Below are 18,156 nucleotides of genomic sequence, written 5' to 3'. Positions count from 1 at the left end.
CCATCGCCGATGTCGCCTGCCGATGATGATCACCCCGACCGGCGATGGGCCCTGGCTCGTCGCCGGTCTCGGCAATCCCGGACCGACCTATGCCGGGAATCGGCACAACGCCGGCTTCATGGTCGTGGACCTGCTCGCCGAGCGGACCGGGTCACGGCTGAAGTCGCACCGTTCCCGGGCCGATGTCGCAGAGACCCGCCTGGCCGGGGCGCGGGCGGTCCTTGCCCGTCCGCTCTCCTTCATGAATCTCTCCGGCGGTCCTGTCGCGGCGGCCCGGAGCTTCTACAAGGTCGAGGTCTCCCGGCTCATCGTGGTGCACGATGAGCTTGACATCCCCTTCGGGGCAGTGCGGCTCAAACGCGGCGGTGGGGACAACGGCCACAACGGTCTGCGGTCCATCTCCTCAGCGCTCGGGACGCGGGACTATCTGCGGGTCCGGGTCGGCATCGGCCGTCCGCCCGGCCGGATGGATCCGGCCGACTTCGTGCTGCGGGACTTCACCTCGACCGAACGCCGTGAGCTGCCCCTCCTGCTCGAACACGCGGCCGACTCGGTCGAGATGCTCATCGCCGACGGTCTGGAGCCCGCGCAGAACCGCTATCACGCGTTGCTCTGAACCGCTCGACGGACGCCGCGTGTTTCTGCCGGTCCGGCGGGCACTCCGGGTGCTTGGCTACTTCAAGTGTTGGCATGGATGCGAAAGGTCAACGGCATGGCCGGTTGCCGGGGAACCGGGGAGCGGAGGCTTCGTGCACTGGCATGAGGGGGAGAGAAAGGGCGGGCGAGCGCGGAGGAGTGCCGGATGCTGGCGTTGACGGCGGGCCCGCCGGCCGATGGGCGGGCGTACAGCGTCGTGGCCCTCGGGGCACATGCGGACGACGTGGAGATCGGCGCCGCTGCCACGATCATGCAGTTGCTGGCCGCCCATCCGGAGGCCACCGTGCACTGGGTGGTCTTCTCGGGCGAGGGCGAGCGCGGCTCGGAGGCGGAGGAGAGCGCGCGTGAACTGCTCGGCTCCTCGCTCGGTTCGCTGCACCTGCACGAGGTCCGGGACGGTTTCCTCCCGCGGGAGTGGAGCGGGGTCAAGGAGGTCCTGCTGCAGATCGCCCGCCAGGTCACCCCGGACATCGTGTTCGCCCCGGCGCTCGCGGATGCCCACCAGGATCACCGGGTGCTCGGCGAGCTGGCGTGGCAGGCCTTTCGCGGGGCGCTCATCCTCGGCTACGAGATCCCGAAATGGGAGGCTGACCGGCTGTCCCCCAGCCTGTACGTCCCGATCCTCGAGGAGACGGTCGGGGCAAAACTCGATCATCTCAAACGTCATTTCCGCAGCCAGCAGGACCGCGCCTGGTTCGACGACGAGACCTTCCGCGCGACCCTGCGGCTGCGCGGCGTAGAGTGCGGGACGCGCTACGCGGAGGCGTTCGACGCCCGCAAGGTGATGCTCACCTTCTGATATGTCTCCCGCCCACCGGTCTTCCGCCCACCGGTCTGCTCCGTCGGCTCGGTGAGGCCCGGCGGGCAGGGACTCAGGCTGGCGTCAGATGTTCCTGGATGCGACCGATGAGCGCCGTGTGGTCGAGTTCCTGTAGCACGTAGGCCTGGCCGGCTGTTCCGATCTCGGCCGCCTTCCAGGGCTGTTCCAGCAGGCTGCAGGCGGCGTCGGCGAAGGCGCCCGCGTCCTCGGCGACGAGGAGGTGGGTACCGGGCGTCCAGCCGAGGCCGCGGCTGCCGGTGGGTGTGCTCACGACCGGCGTTCCCGCCGCCATTGCCTCGATCGCCTTGATGTTCACGCCGGATCCCGAACGCATCGGGTTCACCGACAGGGTGGCGGTGGCGAGGTAACCGGCGACGCTCGGCACGTCGGTGTGCAACTCCACGCCCTCGAAGCCACCGAGCCATGCCGCCAGGCCCTCCTCCGGACGCCGCCCCACCACCTGGAAGGTCGCGTCGGGATGGCGGACCCGGATCGTCGGCCAGCAGCCGCCGAGGAACCAGCGCAGGGCTTCGATGTTGGTCGGGGTGTCCAGCGAGCCGACAAAGATCAGCTTTTTGCCGGCGCTGTCCCGAGGCGCCGGCTTCCGGCCCGGCGGGGCCGGCTCGGTACCGGCCGACCCGGTGCCCGTCGGTGCGGTGAGGGCGCCGACGGGCAGGAACGGCGGCAGGTGGAACGTTGGGATGCTCGCCCGCGTACGCCGCCAGTTGTGGTCTTCCAGCGAGATGTCCGCGATGCAGGTGATGAGCGGAGAGTGGTGCATCGAAAGCTCCGCCAGCCGCAGTTTGTGATACTCCAGCTCGTAGGCGACGGCGCGCGGCCCCGAGCTGTTGCGGGCCAGCACCCGGAAGAACTCCGAGTCGACGTTGTGCGCGCGCACCAGATGCGGCAGCTTCCAGATCCGGGCGACCTCCTCGCCGAGATGCGACGTCCGGCAGCTGTAACTGATCACGGCGTCGGCCCGTGGCGGTGTCGACTCCAGCGCGCGGCGCAACGGACCGACCGGCCGGGATGCGTGCATGAATGGCCGGGCCGTCAGGTGTGCCCGTGGGCTGTCGTCACGAGGCAGCCGGATGACGGCCGAACCCGGCACGGCCTCCTCGTACACGGCGATATCCAGGTTCTCCCGGGAAGGCACCAGGACCTGCATCCGAACGCCGGCCGCGGAAGCCGCGGTGAGGAAGCTGAAGGTCTCCACCCGGCCGCCCGCGTCCGCCGGGAGAAACGGTTCCTCGACAACGACGATCCAGCGTGTGGAGTCGCTCACCGGACAACTGTAACGACCGTGGGGTCGGGTAACGACTGCGGGCTCGGTACTCGCGCGGGGTGTCGCGGACAGTTCCAGGTAGATGACAAGAGTGTCGTGAGGTGAGGTGAGGTGAGGTGAGGGTGGGGTCGAGGTGCGCGCAGGCCCGCCGGGGGTCCATCCGATTCCGCGGGACGACTTTGGCGCGGTGCGGGTGTCACGGCTGCGCGGCGTCATGGCGTCATGGCGTCAATGGCGCCGTACCGCAAAGGACGGAGCCGTTGGTTGTGGCTGACCGGCGGAACGCTACGGTAACCGCCATGACAGGTGTCCGGACCATCGGTCGAGGTGCCGCCGTGGCGGCGCTGGGAGCCACAACCGTTTACGGTCACGTCTTGTATCCGATCTATATCGGATTGCGCAGCCGTGGTCTGGAGTCGACGGCACCGCCGGACCCTGAGATCTGGCCGGGACTGAGCGTGGTCGTCTCCGCCTATCGGGAGTCGGCGGTGATCGGGGCGAAACTGGATGAACTCACCCGCGCGGACTATCCCGGGCCGATGGAGATCATCGTCGTGGCCGACGATCCGGAGACGGCCGAGGCCTCGCGCCGGCCCGGCGTGCGGGTGCTGTCGTCCGGGGAACGCCTCGGCAAGGCGCGGGCGGTCAACCGGGGAGTCGCCGCCGCCACCCACGAGCTCGTGGTGCTCACCGATGCGAACGCTGTGCTCGCGCCCGGTGCCCTGCGGGCAGCCGCCCGTCATTTCACCGACGAGACGGTCGGCGCGGTGGCGGGGGAGAAGCAGGTTGACGATCCCGACGGCGCCCAGGGCTTCTACTGGAAGTTCGAGTCCTGGCTGAAGCGCCGCGAGTCGGCGACCGGGGCGACCATCGGCGTGGTCGGCGAGATGCTGGCCTTCCGCCGCCAGGCGTTTCGGCCCCTGCCCGCGGACGTGGCCGTCGACGATGCCTGGCTGGCTCTCGACATCCTCGAAGGGGGGCTGCGGGTCGTCTACGAACCCGAGGCGTACTCGATCGAGTCGTCGAGCCCGGACTACTCGGCGGAGTGGGAGCGGCGGACCCGGATCGTCGCTGGCAACCTCGACATGCTCTGGCGGCGCCGGGCGGCGCTGGTGCCCGGCGCGCTGCCGGTCACCCCGCAACTGTGGGGCCACCGGCTGGTCCGCTCGTCATTCGGCCCGTTGGCGCAGGTCGTCCTGGTGGGGCTCGCCCTCCCGGCCGCCCGCCGGAGCTGGATTGCCCGGCTGTTCCTGGCCGGCAACGCCGTCGGCGCTGTGAGTACCGCGGCGCTGCTGACCGGGCGCACGCCGCCCGGTCCGACCCGCCTGGTCGCGCAGGTCTTCTTCCTGCAGGCCGTCGCGCTCGGCGGGGTGCGGCGCTTTGTGGCCCGGGACCGGCCCGCCGTCTGGCCCAAGCCGGAGCGGCCGGCCGTGGCCTCCGCGACGTCACCGGCGCCCCCGGGGTCGGTCCTGCCACCGGGGCAGACGACGCCGCCTGGCCCGCCGACCGAGTTGGCCCCGGCCGGCAACTGACCTGCTCCGGCAACTGACCTGCTCCGGCAACTGACGCCGCTGACGCCGGCCGGGACCGGCCTCGACCGGAGAACCCACCGCGGCCCGTCACCGGCTACGCCTATCGAAATACCACCCGCCGTGGGGTGGGAATACCGTGTGGCGCGACACCGCAACACCGCACGAGGCGTGGATATCCACCTGAGTGCGCGTCAGCACACGCAGTGAGGAGCGTGCCGCCATGTCCGTCGAGAAGTCCAACCGGTCCAGGTGGCAGTACGAGCTGGTACTGGTCAGTTTTCACAGCCGTGGCCAGCTCGAGCAGCTCTTCGCGACCCTTCCGTTGGACATGCCGGTTGTGATCATCGATAACGCGGAGGGCGTCGACCGCGTTGACGAGCTGATCGCGGACCGGCCCAACAGCCGTTACCTCGACTCCGGTGGCGGCAAGGGATTCGCGAAGGCCGCCAACATGGGCATCCGTTCGTCGCGCTACGAGTACGTGGTGCTCGGCAACCCGGACAGCCGGCCCACCGTGGAGGTCATCGACACGCTGGTCGACGACCTCATCGCCGATCCCGAACTGGTGACCAGCGCGGCCACCATGAAGGGGCACGACGACAAGCCCGAGCTCGGTAACGGCGGCTGGGAGCCGACGCCTCGCCGGGTGCTGCTGCACGTGCTGGGAGCGCACAAGGTGGCGCCGAGCTCGGCGCTGTTCGCCCGGCCGACACCGGGCCGCCCGATGAACCCCGAGTGGCTGACCGGCGCCTGCATGGCCGTCCGTCGGTCCACCTTCCTCGAACTGGGCGCCTTTGATGAGACGTTCTACGTCTACAACGAGGACATGGCGCTCGGCCGGGCGATCCGTGAGGCGGGGCTGCGGCAGAAGCTGCGCACCGATCTGCTGGTACCCCACGGGGCGGGAGGTTCCGGGGCCGGTAAGACATGGATGCTGCAGATGCGCGGTGCGTCCATGGTGCGTTATCTGCGTAAGCACAATGCGCCGGCTCGGGTGAACGTGATGCGCTCGATGCTCGTCGCCGGCTACGCCGGGCGTACGGTGCTCTCTCGGGCCCGGGGCAGGAAGGCAGTGGCCGACGAGCACGCCGCATATATCAAGGGCCTGCTGGTCGGACCGCCGGCCCAGTAGCCGCGCCCGTTCCTCGTTCGTTCCCTGCCTGTTCAGTGGGCTGTTTGTCCGATTCGTCCCTCTGGCCAGGCAGGGAAGTGAACTCGCTGGTCCCGGGCTCGCTGGTCCCGGGCTCGCTGGTCCCGGGCTCGCTGGTCCCGGGCTCAGGTGAAGCGGGCCACCCGCCATTCCCGGCGACCGCGGCGGACCAGGATGACCGAGCCGTGCAGCAGATCCTTGGTCCCGACGGTGGCTTCCACGCCGACCCGTTCCCCGTTCACCAGGACCGCATGGTTGCCCAGGTGCTCGCGCGCATCCCGCTTGCTGCTGGCGAGGCCGGTGGCGATCAGCAGATCGACAACCGGCCAGCCGTCATCCTCGAGCCGGGCGGCCGGCTCCTCGACCGTGGGCACGTCGGCGAAGACGTCGGAGAGCAGATCCGCGCCGATCGCCTTCACGTCCCCGCTGAACAACGCCGCCGACGCCGCCTCGGCCGCGTCCACCGCGGCCTGACCGTGCACCAGTGCGGTGATCTCCCGCGCCAGGTGACGCTGCAACGCCCGCTTACCCGGAGCCTCGGCGTGCTCGGCGAACAGCCGCTCCAGCGGCTCACGGTCGATGAGCGAGAAGAACAGGGCGAACCGGCGTGCCTCGTCGTCGGACAGATTGATCACGAACTGGTACAGGGTGTAGGGCGAGGTACGGTCGGCCGAGAGCCAGACCGCACCCTTCTCCGACTTGCCGAACTTCGTGCCGTCCGAACGCAGCAGCAGCGGGCAGGTCAGCCCGTGTACCTGGGTGCGCAGCACCCGTCGCACGTAGTCGATCCCGGCGACGATGTTGCCCCACTGGTCGGAGGCGCCCATCTGAAGGGTGACCCCGTGGTCCTCGCACAGGCGGCGGAAGTCGTACGCCTGGAGCAGGGAGTAGCTGAACTCGGTGTAGGTCAGGCCGACGTCGGGATCGTCCAGCCGCCGGCGCACCGAGTCACGGCGGACCATCTCGGTGACGGGGAAGTGCTTGCCGACGTCCCGCAAAAACTCGATCATTCCGAGTCCGTCGAGCCAGTCGGCGTTGTCGACGAACTGTGGTAGCTGGCCGGAGTCCAGGGCCCGGGCGAAGACGGACTCCATGATCTCCTGTTGTCCGAGCATGTTCGTCCGTACCTCCTGGGCGGTGAGCAGGCTACGTTCCACCGACTTGCCCGACGGGTCGCCGATCAGACCCGTGCCACCGCCGAACAGGGTGACCGCGCCGATCCCCGCCCGTGCGGCCCGGATCAGCAGGGTCATCGGCAGCAGGTTGCCGATCGTCAGCGAGGGGGCCGTCGGGTCGAAGCCGATGTAGCAGCGCCGCCGTCCGCTGTCGAGGTGCTCCCGCAGCTCGGCGGGATCGGTGCTGTCGTGGAGGAGTCCACGCCAGGACAGCTCGTCCAGGAGCGCGTGTGTCATGGGCCCATGGTAGAAGTGGCGCGCCGGTCCGCAGTGACACCGCGAGATCACCCGGTAGGGGAGCGCGGGCGGACGCGGCTGCCCGCGCGGCCCGGTCCCGCCCGCGTCGCGCGCTGCCAGGCGTACAGCAGATGTGTCACGATCCCGAGCAGGACGCCCAACGAGGCCGCGATCCCGAGCCCGGCGGTCCAGACCAGTGGCGAGGGTTTCGATGAGTCTGGGCCGGCTGCGCCGATCGGACCGGTGTTCGTGAGTGTGGCGCCGGCCCCGTGGGTCGTCGCGTCGCCGGCGGACCCCCGGGCCTGCCCGCCGGGCATGATGCGGCCGGCGGCCGGCGCGGGCCCCCCCACCCCCCAGCGTGTCGGTGCCGACAGCAGCGGATTGCTCCTGACCACCGGCACGGCCCGGGTCAGCGCCGCGACGGGGTCGACGATGCCAAAGCCGAACTCGTCGTCGCGGCCAGGAGAGCCCGCATCCCGCGCGGTGTAGACGAGCCGCTCGATGACGTTGGGTGCGTCCAGGTCCGGCTGGGCGGCCCGGATGAGGGCGACAACGCCCGCGACGATCGCCGCGGAGTTCGAGGTGCCGCCCCCGGTGTCCAGGCCGTCCGGGGAGACCCGGGTCGGGACGGGGGCCCGGATACCGGGGGCCGGCGCGGCGATGACGGCCCGCGGCCCGTGGGCCGATTCCCGCCAGAAACCACCAGCGGCCGTCGATCCGGTCACCGCGACCACCCCCGGGATACTGGCGGGGGAGTTGATCGCGGTGTCGCCGGACTCGACGTTCCCCGCCGAGGCGACCACCACCACGTCGTGCGCGAGGGCGTAGCCGACCGCTTTCTCCTCGTCCGGGGTCGCCGTCCCCGTCGAGCCCAGGGAGAGGTTGATGACGTCGGCACCCAGGTCGACTGCCCGGCGGATGCCGATCGCGACCTCCTCCGAGTTCGCCTCGGCGCCGGTCGAGACGGGCAGGATCTTGGCGGCCGGGGCGATGCCGCGGACCTCGGGCCGGCCGTTGTCGTTGCGACCGGCGATGATGCCCGCCATGGCGGTGCCGTGGCCGTTCGGATCATCGTCGCGCCAACCGTCCCGCGCCGCCCCGGGGCCGATGCCGGTACCGGGAAGCAGCTGACCCCACAACTTGGGTTGGCTGGCGTCGACCCCGCCGTCGATGACGGCCACCACCGTGCCCGCGCCCTGGCTGATCCGGTGCGCCTGGGCGAGTCCCAGGACAGCGTGGTACCACTGCGAGCCTCGGGCGGGCGCGATCGAAGCCGGGCCGGGCCCGGCCGCGTACGGCGGGACGGCGGCGCCGGCCGGAGCGGTCGTCATCACGAGGCCGACCAGCAGCGCGAGGCCGACCAGCAGGCCGAGCATGGCGCGGTGGTGCATGAGGGGGTCCTGCCTCCGGGGGCTGCCGCTCGGCGGGCGTGGCTGATCGTGTCCGGTTACGCGCCCTGTCTGAGGAAGTTTTCCACATTGCATGGTCTATGCAGACCACTGTTACAAAGCAGATAGCTCGTCCGGATAGCCCGAGGTGGTTTTCCCGGCTTCAGTGCCTTCGACGGCGCAGGAGACGATCGATGCCCAGTGGGGCGTGGCTCTGCCGGGTGACCGCCTCCCCGGTCCCGGTCCCGGTCGACGCGCAACCTCCACCGGACCGGGGCACGCTCCTCGCGTCCCTGGTTGCCGCCCTGGCCTGATGGTCGCTCCGTCGCCTACCAACACTTACGTGACGGTAGAGTGCCGAGGAACCGCGTATGGGCGCCGCGAAGAGTCGCACCGAGAGGGGCCGCAGCAATGACCGACAGAAGGGACGTCGGCACGGACGTCGGCGAGGGCGTCGCGTCACCGCCGGAACATCCGCGGATCGCCGAGTTGACCGCGCGTGCCGCCACGAGTGAGATCCCGACCGCGGCGCTGTGCCGTGATCTCGCCGTCGCGCACGAGCGGGCCGGCGACGACGCCGGGGCCGTGCGGTGGGCCCTGGCGCTCACCGACGCCGGCAGCGACCTCGGTGCCTGGTCGGCCGCTGCCGGCGTGCTGCGCCGCGTCCTGCCGCGGGTCGCGCCGCTGCCGAGGTCCGCGCGGGTGGCCGTGCTCGGCAGTTACACGACGTCGCAGTTCGCCGCGCTGTTGCCGCTGGCCGCGGCGCGAGCCGGGGTCGCCGTCGAGGTCTACGAATGCGGCTATGGGCAGTACCGCCAGGAGGTCCTGGACCCCGCGAGTGAGCTCTACCGGTTCCGGCCCGACGTCGTCGTGCTCGCGGTGCACGCCGGGGAGACCGCCCTGCCGGCGGTCGCCGACGACCCGGCCGCCTCGGTGGCCACCGAGGTCGAGCGTTGGACGTCGCTGTGGGACATGATCATAAATCGGTGCGGGGCCCGGATCGTCCAGCACACCTTCGCCATCCCCGGCGAGGTCGCGCTCGGCCATCTGGCGTTGCGGGTTCCCGGCTCCCGGCCGGCGATGCTCGCGCGGGTCAACGCCGAACTCGGCCGGGTGTCCGGCGAGCGGGGCGACGGGGTCGCCTTCGTCGACTGCGAGCGGCTCGCCGCCGACGTGGGCAAGCGTGCCTGGTTCGACGCGCGGTACTGGCACCGGTCCAAGCAGGCGGTGTCGCTCGCGCAGGTGCCGCTGCTGGCCCGGCACACCGCCGCGGTGATCGGGGCTCAGCTGGGAACGAGCCGGAAGTGCCTGGTCCTCGACCTCGACAACACTCTGTGGGGCGGCGTGCTCGGGGAGGAGGGCCTGGCCGGCATCGCGCTCGGCGATGGCGCTGTCGGGGAGGCGTTCGCCGCGTTCCAGACGTACGTCGCCGAGTTGAAGGCCCGCGGGGTCGTGCTCGCCGTCTGTTCCAAGAACAACGACGCCGACGCCCGGGAGGCGTTCGAGCGTCATCCGGGGATGCGGCTCGGCCTCGATGACATCGCGGTGTTCAGCGCCTGCTGGGACGACAAGCCGACGCAGATCCGCCGGATCGCCGCCGCGCTCGGCCTCGGCCTCGACGCGCTGGTCTTCGTTGACGACAACCCGGCCGAACGCGAGGTCGTCCGCCAACTCGTTCCCGAGGTGGACGTCGTGGCGCTGCCCGCCGATCCGCACGGCTACGTCCGGGCGCTGGCGGACTATCCCTTCTTCGAGGCCAGCGCCCTCACGGCCGAGGACGCCGCGCGCACCGCCGCGTACCGGGCCCGGGCCGAGACGGCTGCCGCCGCCGCGGCGGCGACCTCGCTGGAGGATTTCCACCGCGGGCTGGACATGACCGCTACCGTGGTCCCGCTCGACGACATGACCCTGCCGCGGGTCGCCCAGTTGGTCGGCAAGACCAACCAGTTCAACCTGACCGGTCGCCGCCGGGGCGCCGCCGAGATCGAGCGGCTGGCCGCCGATCCCGGCACGGCGGTGTTCTGCGTCCGGCTCGCCGACCGGTTCGCCGACCACGGGCTGGTCGCCGTGGTCATCGCGGTGGAGTCGGCGGACGCGCTGGACATCGACACCTGGCTGATGAGCTGCCGGGTGATCGGCCGGACCCTCGAGGACGAGGTGGCCGCGCTTGTTCTCGCCGAGGCCCGCCGCCGCGGCCTCGCCCGCGTGACCGGGCACTACCGGCCGTCGGCGAAGAACGTTCTGGTGGCCGGCCTCTACGAACGGCTCGGTTTCGAGCGGGTCGACCCGGCGCCGGCCACGACCCCGGCGGCGGAGACGACGTGCTGGAGCCGTGATGCGCGGTCGCCGTACCTGCCGCCTGGGCTCATCCGGGTCGTCGTGGCCGAGCCGTCCGGCGTCGTGGCCGGGCTGTCTCCCCAGGTGTTCCCCCAGCCGCGGCCACAGGACCGCAAGATGGAAGAGGTGCCTCGCTGATGGTGCAGGAGCGACTACAGCAGATCTTCCGGGAGATCTTCAGTGACGACGACCTCGTCATCAGCGACGGAATGACCGCCGCCGATGTACCGGGGTGGGACTCGCTCGCGCATATCAACCTCATCTACGCGGTCGAACGCGAGTTCTCGATCCAGATCGCCGATGAACGGCTCGCGAGTTTCGCCACCGTCGGTGACCTGCGCGAGCACATCGAGGAGCTGAGTGGTGTCCACTGAGATCGAGCGTGTCAACGGCCCCGGCCCCGGTGCCCCTCTCGGGTCCGGCGGGTCCGCCGGACCCGACTCCGCAGGGAGCGACTCCGCAGGGAGCGGCGCCGTCCGAGCCGATCAGCCCGCAGCCGCCCCGTCCCCCCGGGTAGCCGAGACGGACGGCGACCAGGACACCCGGGATGCCTCCGACCTCGGGCTGTGGGAGATCCTGCGGGAGGACTGGCGCCGGCACTACAAATCGTTCGCCCACCCGGGGCTGCACGTGCTCGCCGTCTATCGCATCGGGCAGTGGCGGCGCACCCGCAGCCAGCCCGTCCGCGGGATCGTGACCGTCTTCTACAAGGTGGTCAACAAATTGGTCATCCGTAACCTGTACGGGGCCGAGCTCGACGAGCAGGCGCGGATCGGCCGCCGGGTCCACATCGGCCATCACCAGACGATCCTCATCCCGCCGCACTGCGTGATCGGGGACGACTGCACCCTGCGGCACAACTTGACCATCGGCTACGCGAGCGGTACGGCGGGCCCGCGGGACGTGCCGAAGGTCGGCAAGCGGGTCGAGCTCGCCCCCGGGGTCCACCTCATCGGGGCGATCAGCATCGGCGACGACGCCAGGATCGGTCCGGGCTCGATCGTGATGACGGACGTGCCGGCGGGCTCGACCGTCTTCGCCGCTCCCGCGCGGGTGATGCGCCCACCGGGGCGTTGAGACCGTCCGGGTGACGCGCCCGCCGGCGCGCTGAGACTGCCGACGCGCCACTGCGGGATGTCGGCGACCGGCTCGTGGGATCGACTCGGTACGGTTTGAGGCCGGAACACTGGTGTCCGATTGGACCCGACCTGTGCCGTTGCCGAGATGGGGAGGACTCGCGGATGAAGGTGCTCGTGACGGGCACGGAGGGGTATCTGGGGTGCCTGCTCGCGCCCGAGCTGCTGCGTGATGGCCATGAGGTCATCGGCGTGGACACCGGCTACTACAAGTACGGCTGGCTGTACCGCGGCGTCGACCGGACCCCGTTGACCCTTGACAAGGACCTTCGCCATCTCACGGTCGAGGACTTCGCGGGGGTCGACGCCGTCGTGCACATGGCGGAGCTGTCCAACGACCCGCTCGGCGCGCTCGCCCCGGACGTGACGTACAAGGTGAACCACGTCGGCTCGGTCCGGCTGGCGAAGCTGGCCAAGCAGGCCGGCGTCGAACGGTTCGTCTACATGTCCTCCTGCAGCGTCTACGGCGTCGCGACCGGTGTGGACGTCACCGAGGCCTCGCCGGTGAACCCGCAGACCCCCTACGCCGAGTGCAAGGTCTACGTGGAGCGTGACGTCGCCCCGCTGGCGGACGACACCTTCTCGCCGACCTTCCTGCGCAACGCCACCGCCTACGGTGCCTCCCCGCGGCAGCGTTTCGACATCGTGCTCAACAACCTGGCCGGGGTGGCCTGGACTACCGGCGAGATCGCGATGACCTCGGATGGCACCCCGTGGCGCCCGCTGGTCCACGGGCTCGATATCGCGAAGGCGATCCGCCTGGTGCTGACCGCACCGCGCGACATCGTGCACAACCAGATCTTCAACGTCGGCGACAGCGAGCAGAATTACCAGGTGAAGGAGATCGCGGACGCGGTCGCCACGGTGTTCACCGGCTGCACGCTGAGCTTCGGTGACAACGGCGGTGACAATCGCAGCTACCGGGTGTCGTTCGACAAGATCGCCTCCACCCTGCCCGGCTTCTCCTGTGACTGGAACGCGCTCAGGGGCGCCCAGCAGCTGCACGACGTCTTCACCCGTATCCAGCTCGACAACGAGACGTTCACCGGCCGCGGGCACACCCGGCTCAAGCAGCTTCAGTACCTGATCCGCACCGGCCAGCTCGACGCCGACCTGTTCTGGGCCCACTCGTGATCATTACGCCGACGCCGATCGCCGGGGTGATGATCGTCGATGTCGAGCCGTTCCCCGATGCCCGCGGCATGTTCGCGCGCACGTTCTGTGCCGACGAGTTCGCCGCCGCGGGGCTCACGGTCGACGTCGCCCAGTGCAGCGTGGCCTACAACGCCTCCGCGGGCACCGTCCGCGGGATGCACTGGGCGGGGGAGCCGGTGCGGGAGACCAAGCTGGTGCGCTGCACCCGCGGCGCCCTGCTCGACGTCGTCGTCGATCCCCGCCCGGACTCGCCGACCTATCTGCGGCACGTGGCGGTGGAGCTCTCGGCCGACAACCATCGGGCGCTGTTCATCGACGCGGGCCTGGCGCACGGGTACCAGACGCTCGTCGACTCCACCGAGGCGACCTATCAGATGAACGTCCCGTTCACGCCGGGACACGACCGTGGGCTGCGCTTCGACGACCCGCGACTGGGCATCGTCTGGCCGCTGCCCGTCTCGGTGATCTCCGACAAGGACCGTGCGTGGCCGCTGCTGGCCGGCGATGGCCCGGCCGGACCATCCGGCGACGCCGCGCCACCCGGCCCTCCCGGCATCCAACGTGATGTAGCTCACGCATCCGGCGGGGTCGGCGCGACGGCCTGAATCCGTCGTCCCCGGTTCGGTCGACCGCCGGGCCTCCGCTCCACCAGTGAAAATCAATGCTGGCAGGGAAAAGTGGGCGGGTGTGGGGTGTTGCCCACGAACGGGGGCGGGTGCTGGAGGGCATCCCACGTCTTGCCAGCTGGACAACCAGGCGCGGACGTGAGGGTTGGATTACCGGGGTTTCCCCCGACCGGCTGAACGAGGCCGTCGGTCGACAGTCGGTCGACCGACGGCCGACAATGCCTGCAACGCCGCGGATACCCGCCGGGCGGGACGGCTGGCGGGGCCGGCTCGGCGGCGTCGGGGGGTGGTGCCACGGCTTCCTCTCGGCGACTGTGGGTCACGTGGGGGGTGGTGCCCACCGGCTAGCATGACCCGGCGTGCGCAGAACCCATGACCGCCGATCTTCGCCGGAAAATCATCGGGCTGCCGTCAGCGGTGCCGGCGGTGGCATCTCGCCGACGGAAACGAGCGCTCGTCCGGCGGTCGCCGCTGCGGCGGTGGGTGGCGGGTGTCCGGCCGATGACCGGTGCCCGCATGCCCGGTGCCCGCGCTCTCCTTCCTGCCTTCGCCGGCGATCGCCCGGCGGCGTGGCGGGCCCGTCCCGGCTTCACGAAGATCATGTCGTTCGCGGGACCGTCACATCCTTCTGGTCGGATGTGCGGTCATCATGTCGTTCGGCCTCTCGTTCGGCCTCGCGGCCGACTGGCACAGCCATTCCCGTCCACCAGATCGTGAAGATCGATGTCGACACCTCACCTAGGGGAACGCATGTCATCCGCAACCCCGGCCCAGCGCGGTAGTGGCACCGCCGAGGCCGACGCGACCCAGAAGCAGGCGACCCAGAAGCAGGATGCTCCCGGCGGCATCGCCACGGCGGTAATCGCCTGCCGGTCCTGCGGCGGACCGGCCCCGCGCCTGTTCCTCTCCCTGGGGTCCACCCCCATCGCCAACCGCCTGGTGCGCGCCGACGCCCTCGACGCGACCGATCCGTCGTTCCCGCTTGAGGTCGGCTTCTGCGAGGCCTGCGCACTCGTCCAGCTCACCCACGAGCTGCCGGCGTCCGAGATCTTCGACGAGGACTATCCCTACTTCTCCTCGTTCTCCGACATGCTCGTCCGCCACGCGGAGAAGCACGTGATCGACCTGATCGCGAGCCGCAACCTCGGGCCGGACAGCCTGGTGGTCGAGGTCGCCAGCAACGACGGCTACCTGCTGAAGGCGTTCGTCGAGCGGGGCATCCCGGTCCTCGGGATCGAGCCGACCCCGGGCCCGGCCGCGGCCGCCCGGGAGGCGGGCGTGCCGACCCGCGAGGAGTTCTTCGGCGCGGAGCTCGCCCGTCAGCTCGTCGCGGAGGGTCGCAAGGCCGATGTGATCATAGCGAACAACGTGATGGCCCACGTCCCGGACCTCAACAGCTTCGTCGAGGGCTTCTCGATCCTGCTCGCCGACGGCGGCCTCGTCGACGTCGAGAACCCCGGGGTCGGCGCGTTGCTGGCCCACACCGAGTTCGACACGGTCTACCACGAGCACTTCTGCTACTTCTCCACGATCGCGGTCGACGCCCTGATGCGCCGGCACGGCCTCGCGCTCGTCGGCGTCCAGGAGTTCCCCGAGCTGCACGGCGGCACCCTGCGGTGGAGCATGCAGCACACCGCCACCGCGGACCCGGCCGAGTCGGTGGCGGCGGTGCTCGACGCCGAGCGGGCCGCCGGGCTCGACACGTTCGACCGGTACGCCAGCTTCGGCGACGACGTCCGCGCCGTGCAGGACGAGCTGGTGGCGTTGCTGCGCTCGCTGCGCGCCGACGGTAGGACCATCGCCGCCTACGGCGCGGCGGCCAAGGGAGCGACCCTGCTGAACTCCAGCGGCATCGGTACCGACCTGCTCGATTTCGTCGTCGACCGCAACATCCACAAGCAGGGCCGGTACCTGCCCGGCGCCCGGTTGCCGATCCTCGATCCTGCCGTCCTGCTGGAGCGGCAGCCCGACTACCTGCTGCTGCTGGCGTGGAACGTGAAGAAGGAGATCATCGCCCAGCAGGCCGAGTACGCCGCGCGCGGTGGCTCCTTCATCGTGCCGGTTCCCCGGCCCGTAGTGCTGTAGGCAACCCATCGTGGTCTCAGGCCGTCGTTATTTCCGTCCGCGGTTGTGCGGACCCTGCTCGCTGGGCCGGCTGAGCCGGTCGGGCCGGTCGAGAGAGCGGGTATGACGGACATCGACGTGGACCTGAGAGCCACGGGTGGGGAGGACGACTCCCCACCCGAGGGTTCCCCTGACGAGACCCGGTACGTGCCACGATCCCAGCGTCCCGCGCGGGCGACCGGGCAGCGTCCCGGAGAGCGGACCGAACGTCTCGGCGAAGGGTTCGAACGCCGTGGCGGCCGCCGACCCGGCGAGGTTTTCGAGGTGTCCACGGGGCCGATCCGCCCGCAGCCCGCTCCGGCGCCGGCGCCGCGGCCGGAATCCGGGGCGGGCGAGCAGACCATCAAGGTCTCTGGACTGCCGTTGATCCGCCGCCCGCCCCCGGGTACCGTGCGGACCGGCCCGGTGCGGCCCCACGGCGATCCGTCGGAGCAACGGCCCACCGCTTCCCCGGGCGAGATCTCCGTGAGCCGGGTGCCAACGGCCGGGAAGGCGGGAGACGGGAAGGCGGGAGAACCGTCGGGCGAGGCCGGGGGAAGACCGCCAGTCGACCCGGTCCGCCCCGCGGGGCCGGTGTCCGGGCGGTCCGGGCCCGCGATCCAGCCGCCCGACGTCGTCACCGCCACGATGGACCTGAGCGCGCTGCAACGCCGGCTGCGGGCGGAGAAGACCGAGCTCCTCCGGCGGGTCGAGGGGCAGACTCCCCGGCATCGCCGCTCGGACCGGCGGGCGCGTCGAACCGACGAGACCGATCCGGAGAGCACACAGATCTTTCCGCGGCCGCCCCCCGCCGGGCGTGGCGGCCGATTTCCCGGGGCGGGCACCGCGCGGTCCCGCGGTCGACGAGGGCCCGCCGCGACGGGCGGCGGCGAGCGGGCCGCCGCGGCCGCGTCCTTCGGGCCGGGGCCCGGTAACGGGGCCGACGGCCTGGTGGACGATCTGACCGGCGACGAGGGTCCGGGCCGCGAGGGTCCGGGCCGCGAGGGTCCGGGCCGCGAGGGTTCCGGCGGCCGTGGCGGAGCCAGGTCGAAGGCGATCTGGACGCTGGCGGACCAGGCCGTCTCCAGTGCGACGAACGCCGCGGTCTCGTTCCTGATCGCCCATCAGGTCAGCGACGTCGAGTACGGCGCGTTCGGTATTGCGTACACGTTGTTCTCCATCGTCATCGGCCTGGTCCGCGCCGGAAGCTGCATGCCGCTGAGCATGTTCTACTCGGGTGCCACTCGGAGCGACTTCCGGGCGGCGGCCACCGCCACCACCGGCTCGTCGTTCGTCTTCGGTGTGGCCGTGGGAATCGCGTTCGTCGGTCCGGGTCTGCTCCTCGGCGGCCCGGTCGGGTCGTCGTTGTCGGCGATGGGCCTCGTGCTGCCCGGCCTGCTGCTGCAGGATGCGTGGCGCTATGTCTTCTTCGCGATGGGGAAGCCCTTCGGCGCCTTCGTCAACGACACCGTCTGGGCGGTCGTCCAGATTTTCGGGATCTTCCTGCTCATCCACCGCGGTGTGACCGCATCCCCGCCGCTGCTGCTCGCCTGGGGGGCCTCGGCTCTCGTCGCGGCCCTGCTGGGGATAGCCCAGGCCGGCTTCTGGCCGTCGCCCGGCGAGACCCTTCGATGGCTCCGCAGGAACAAGTCGAACTCCGCCTATCTGGCGGCGGAGTTCATCACCGTCCAGGGCGCGATGCAGACCTCGCTGCTGGTGATCGGAGCGGTGGGTTCGCTGGCGACGGTGGGCGCCCTGCAAGGTGCGCGCACGCTGCTCGGCCCGACCACGGTGGTCGGGGTGGGGGTCGTGAGCTTCGCGTTGCCGGAGTTCTCCAAGCGGACCTCCATGACCCGCCACGCCCGGGAGCGCGCCGCCTACGCTCTCTCGGCCCTCGTCCTCGCCATCGGCACGGCGTGGAGCCTGATCTTCTACCTCCTTCCGGAACGTTACGGCCAGGCGTTGTTGGGCGACTCGTGGGACGGCGTCAGGAACATCCTGGGGCTGTCGATTCTGCACTATCTGGCCGCGTCGGTCCCGGTCGGACCGGCCTGCATGGTCTACGCACTCGGAAAAGCCAAGATCACATTTCGGGTCAATGCGGTCTTTGCGCCGATGTTGTTTGGTTTTCCTATCATTGGGTTGCTTGTCGGGGAGGCGCGGGGTGCGGTCGTCGGCTATAACATTGCTTTCTGGTCCATTGCGCCGGTGTGGTTTGTGCTGCTCCGTCGACTCGCTCGGGAGCACGACGCGGAGCAGGCCGCGCTGCGGGCGGCGCGGGGCGGCTCCGGGCCTGACCCCGCCCCGGCGGGGCCGGGAGGACGAGAGCTGCCGCGCCCGCGCCGGGCCGGGATGAGCGACGCACGTCGGTCGAGACGGTCGAACGCTGGCGAATCTGACCATCGAATGGATCCCGTGGATGATGTCGAGGGTATGGATGTCGCTCCGGAGCACGGCCCTCGCCGGCCTGGTCGCGGAACCGGATCGCGGCGTGGTGGGCGGGGCACCTGAGCATCCGCGCGGCGTCAGTCATAGCTATAGACCGTTTACTATCC

At 70.6% G+C, this 18,156-nt stretch carries 14 protein-coding genes; 11 read left to right on the top strand and 3 right to left on the bottom strand.

What is annotated here, in order from left to right:
• The first annotated feature begins 22 nt into the window (after window positions 1-22).
• Both pth and FRANCCI3_RS19930 read left to right on the top strand, forming a co-directional pair.
• On the top strand, window positions 23-616 hold the full coding sequence (gene pth / locus FRANCCI3_RS19935) for an aminoacyl-tRNA hydrolase (protein WP_011438325.1): 594 nt from the start codon (window positions 23-25) through the stop codon (window positions 614-616).
• Window positions 617-802: 186 nt separating this feature from the next.
• Complete coding sequence (locus tag FRANCCI3_RS19930) at window positions 803-1,456, top strand: PIG-L deacetylase family protein (protein ID WP_011438324.1); 654 nt, start codon at window positions 803-805, stop codon at window positions 1,454-1,456.
• A 73-nt stretch (window positions 1,457-1,529) separates the two neighbouring features.
• Here FRANCCI3_RS19930 and FRANCCI3_RS19925 read toward each other — a convergent pair whose 3' ends face one another.
• Window positions 1,530-2,762 carry a glycosyltransferase gene (locus tag FRANCCI3_RS19925; protein WP_035958063.1) on the bottom strand — a complete coding sequence of 411 codons (1,233 nt, stop codon included), beginning with the start codon at window positions 2,760-2,762 and terminating at the stop codon, window positions 1,530-1,532.
• 299 nt (window positions 2,763-3,061) lie between these two features.
• Here FRANCCI3_RS19925 and FRANCCI3_RS19920 point away from each other — a divergent pair, with 299 nt between their 5' ends.
• On the top strand, window positions 3,062-4,294 hold the full coding sequence (locus tag FRANCCI3_RS19920) for a glycosyltransferase family 2 protein (RefSeq protein WP_070982138.1): 1,233 nt from the start codon (window positions 3,062-3,064) through the stop codon (window positions 4,292-4,294).
• A 220-nt stretch (window positions 4,295-4,514) separates the two neighbouring features.
• Window positions 4,515-5,426: a glycosyltransferase gene (locus FRANCCI3_RS19915; protein WP_011438321.1), complete on the top strand. Its 912-nt coding sequence runs from the start codon at window positions 4,515-4,517 to the stop codon at window positions 5,424-5,426.
• Between the two features lie 143 nt (window positions 5,427-5,569).
• Here FRANCCI3_RS19915 and tyrS read toward each other — a convergent pair whose 3' ends face one another.
• Together tyrS and FRANCCI3_RS19905 are read right to left on the bottom strand one after the other, a co-directional pair.
• The gene (gene tyrS / locus FRANCCI3_RS19910; RefSeq protein WP_011438320.1) at window positions 5,570-6,856 is read right to left on the bottom strand and encodes a tyrosine--tRNA ligase; all 1,287 of its coding nucleotides are present in this window, start codon (window positions 6,854-6,856) and stop codon (window positions 5,570-5,572) included.
• A gap of 47 nt (window positions 6,857-6,903) precedes the next feature.
• A complete protein-coding gene (locus FRANCCI3_RS19905) occupies window positions 6,904-8,247 on the bottom strand; it encodes a S8 family serine peptidase (RefSeq protein WP_011438319.1) in 1,344 nt (447 codons plus the stop codon).
• Window positions 8,248-8,655: 408 nt separating this feature from the next.
• Between FRANCCI3_RS19905 and FRANCCI3_RS19900 the strand changes: the two genes are divergently transcribed.
• The 7 genes from FRANCCI3_RS19900 (at window position 8,656) to FRANCCI3_RS23690 (ending at window position 18,112) form a co-directional block, all read left to right on the top strand.
• Window positions 8,656-10,719, top strand: coding sequence for an HAD-IIIC family phosphatase (locus FRANCCI3_RS19900; RefSeq protein WP_011438318.1), 2,064 nt, complete (start codon window positions 8,656-8,658; stop codon window positions 10,717-10,719).
• A complete protein-coding gene (locus FRANCCI3_RS19895) occupies window positions 10,719-10,955 on the top strand; it encodes an acyl carrier protein (protein ID WP_011438317.1) in 237 nt (78 codons plus the stop codon). The genes FRANCCI3_RS19900 and FRANCCI3_RS19895 overlap by 1 nt, the downstream gene beginning before the upstream one ends.
• On the top strand, window positions 10,945-11,658 hold the full coding sequence (locus tag FRANCCI3_RS19890) for a serine O-acetyltransferase (RefSeq protein WP_023840067.1): 714 nt from the start codon (window positions 10,945-10,947) through the stop codon (window positions 11,656-11,658). Before FRANCCI3_RS19895 ends, FRANCCI3_RS19890 begins: the two co-directional genes overlap by 11 nt.
• 164 nt (window positions 11,659-11,822) lie before the next feature.
• Window positions 11,823-12,851 (top strand): NAD-dependent epimerase/dehydratase family protein, encoded by a 1,029-nt coding sequence (locus tag FRANCCI3_RS19885; RefSeq protein WP_011438315.1) that lies wholly within the window; start codon window positions 11,823-11,825, stop codon window positions 12,849-12,851.
• A complete protein-coding gene (locus FRANCCI3_RS19880) occupies window positions 12,848-13,477 on the top strand; it encodes a dTDP-4-dehydrorhamnose 3,5-epimerase family protein (protein ID WP_011438314.1) in 630 nt (209 codons plus the stop codon). The genes FRANCCI3_RS19885 and FRANCCI3_RS19880 overlap by 4 nt, the downstream gene beginning before the upstream one ends.
• 771 nt (window positions 13,478-14,248) lie before the next feature.
• Window positions 14,249-15,583: a class I SAM-dependent methyltransferase gene (locus tag FRANCCI3_RS19875; RefSeq protein WP_011438312.1), complete on the top strand. Its 1,335-nt coding sequence runs from the start codon at window positions 14,249-14,251 to the stop codon at window positions 15,581-15,583.
• 102 nt (window positions 15,584-15,685) lie between these two features.
• Window positions 15,686-18,112 (top strand): hypothetical protein, encoded by a 2,427-nt coding sequence (locus FRANCCI3_RS23690; RefSeq protein WP_011438311.1) that lies wholly within the window; start codon window positions 15,686-15,688, stop codon window positions 18,110-18,112.
• Window positions 18,113-18,156 lie beyond the last annotated feature (44 nt).

The organism is Frankia casuarinae (assembly GCF_000013345.1).
GTDB classification, from domain to species: domain Bacteria; phylum Actinomycetota; class Actinomycetes; order Frankiales; family Frankiaceae; genus Frankia; species Frankia casuarinae.
The sequence above is the reverse complement of the archived record's forward strand: the minus strand, read 5'-3'. Positions and strand labels throughout refer to the sequence as shown.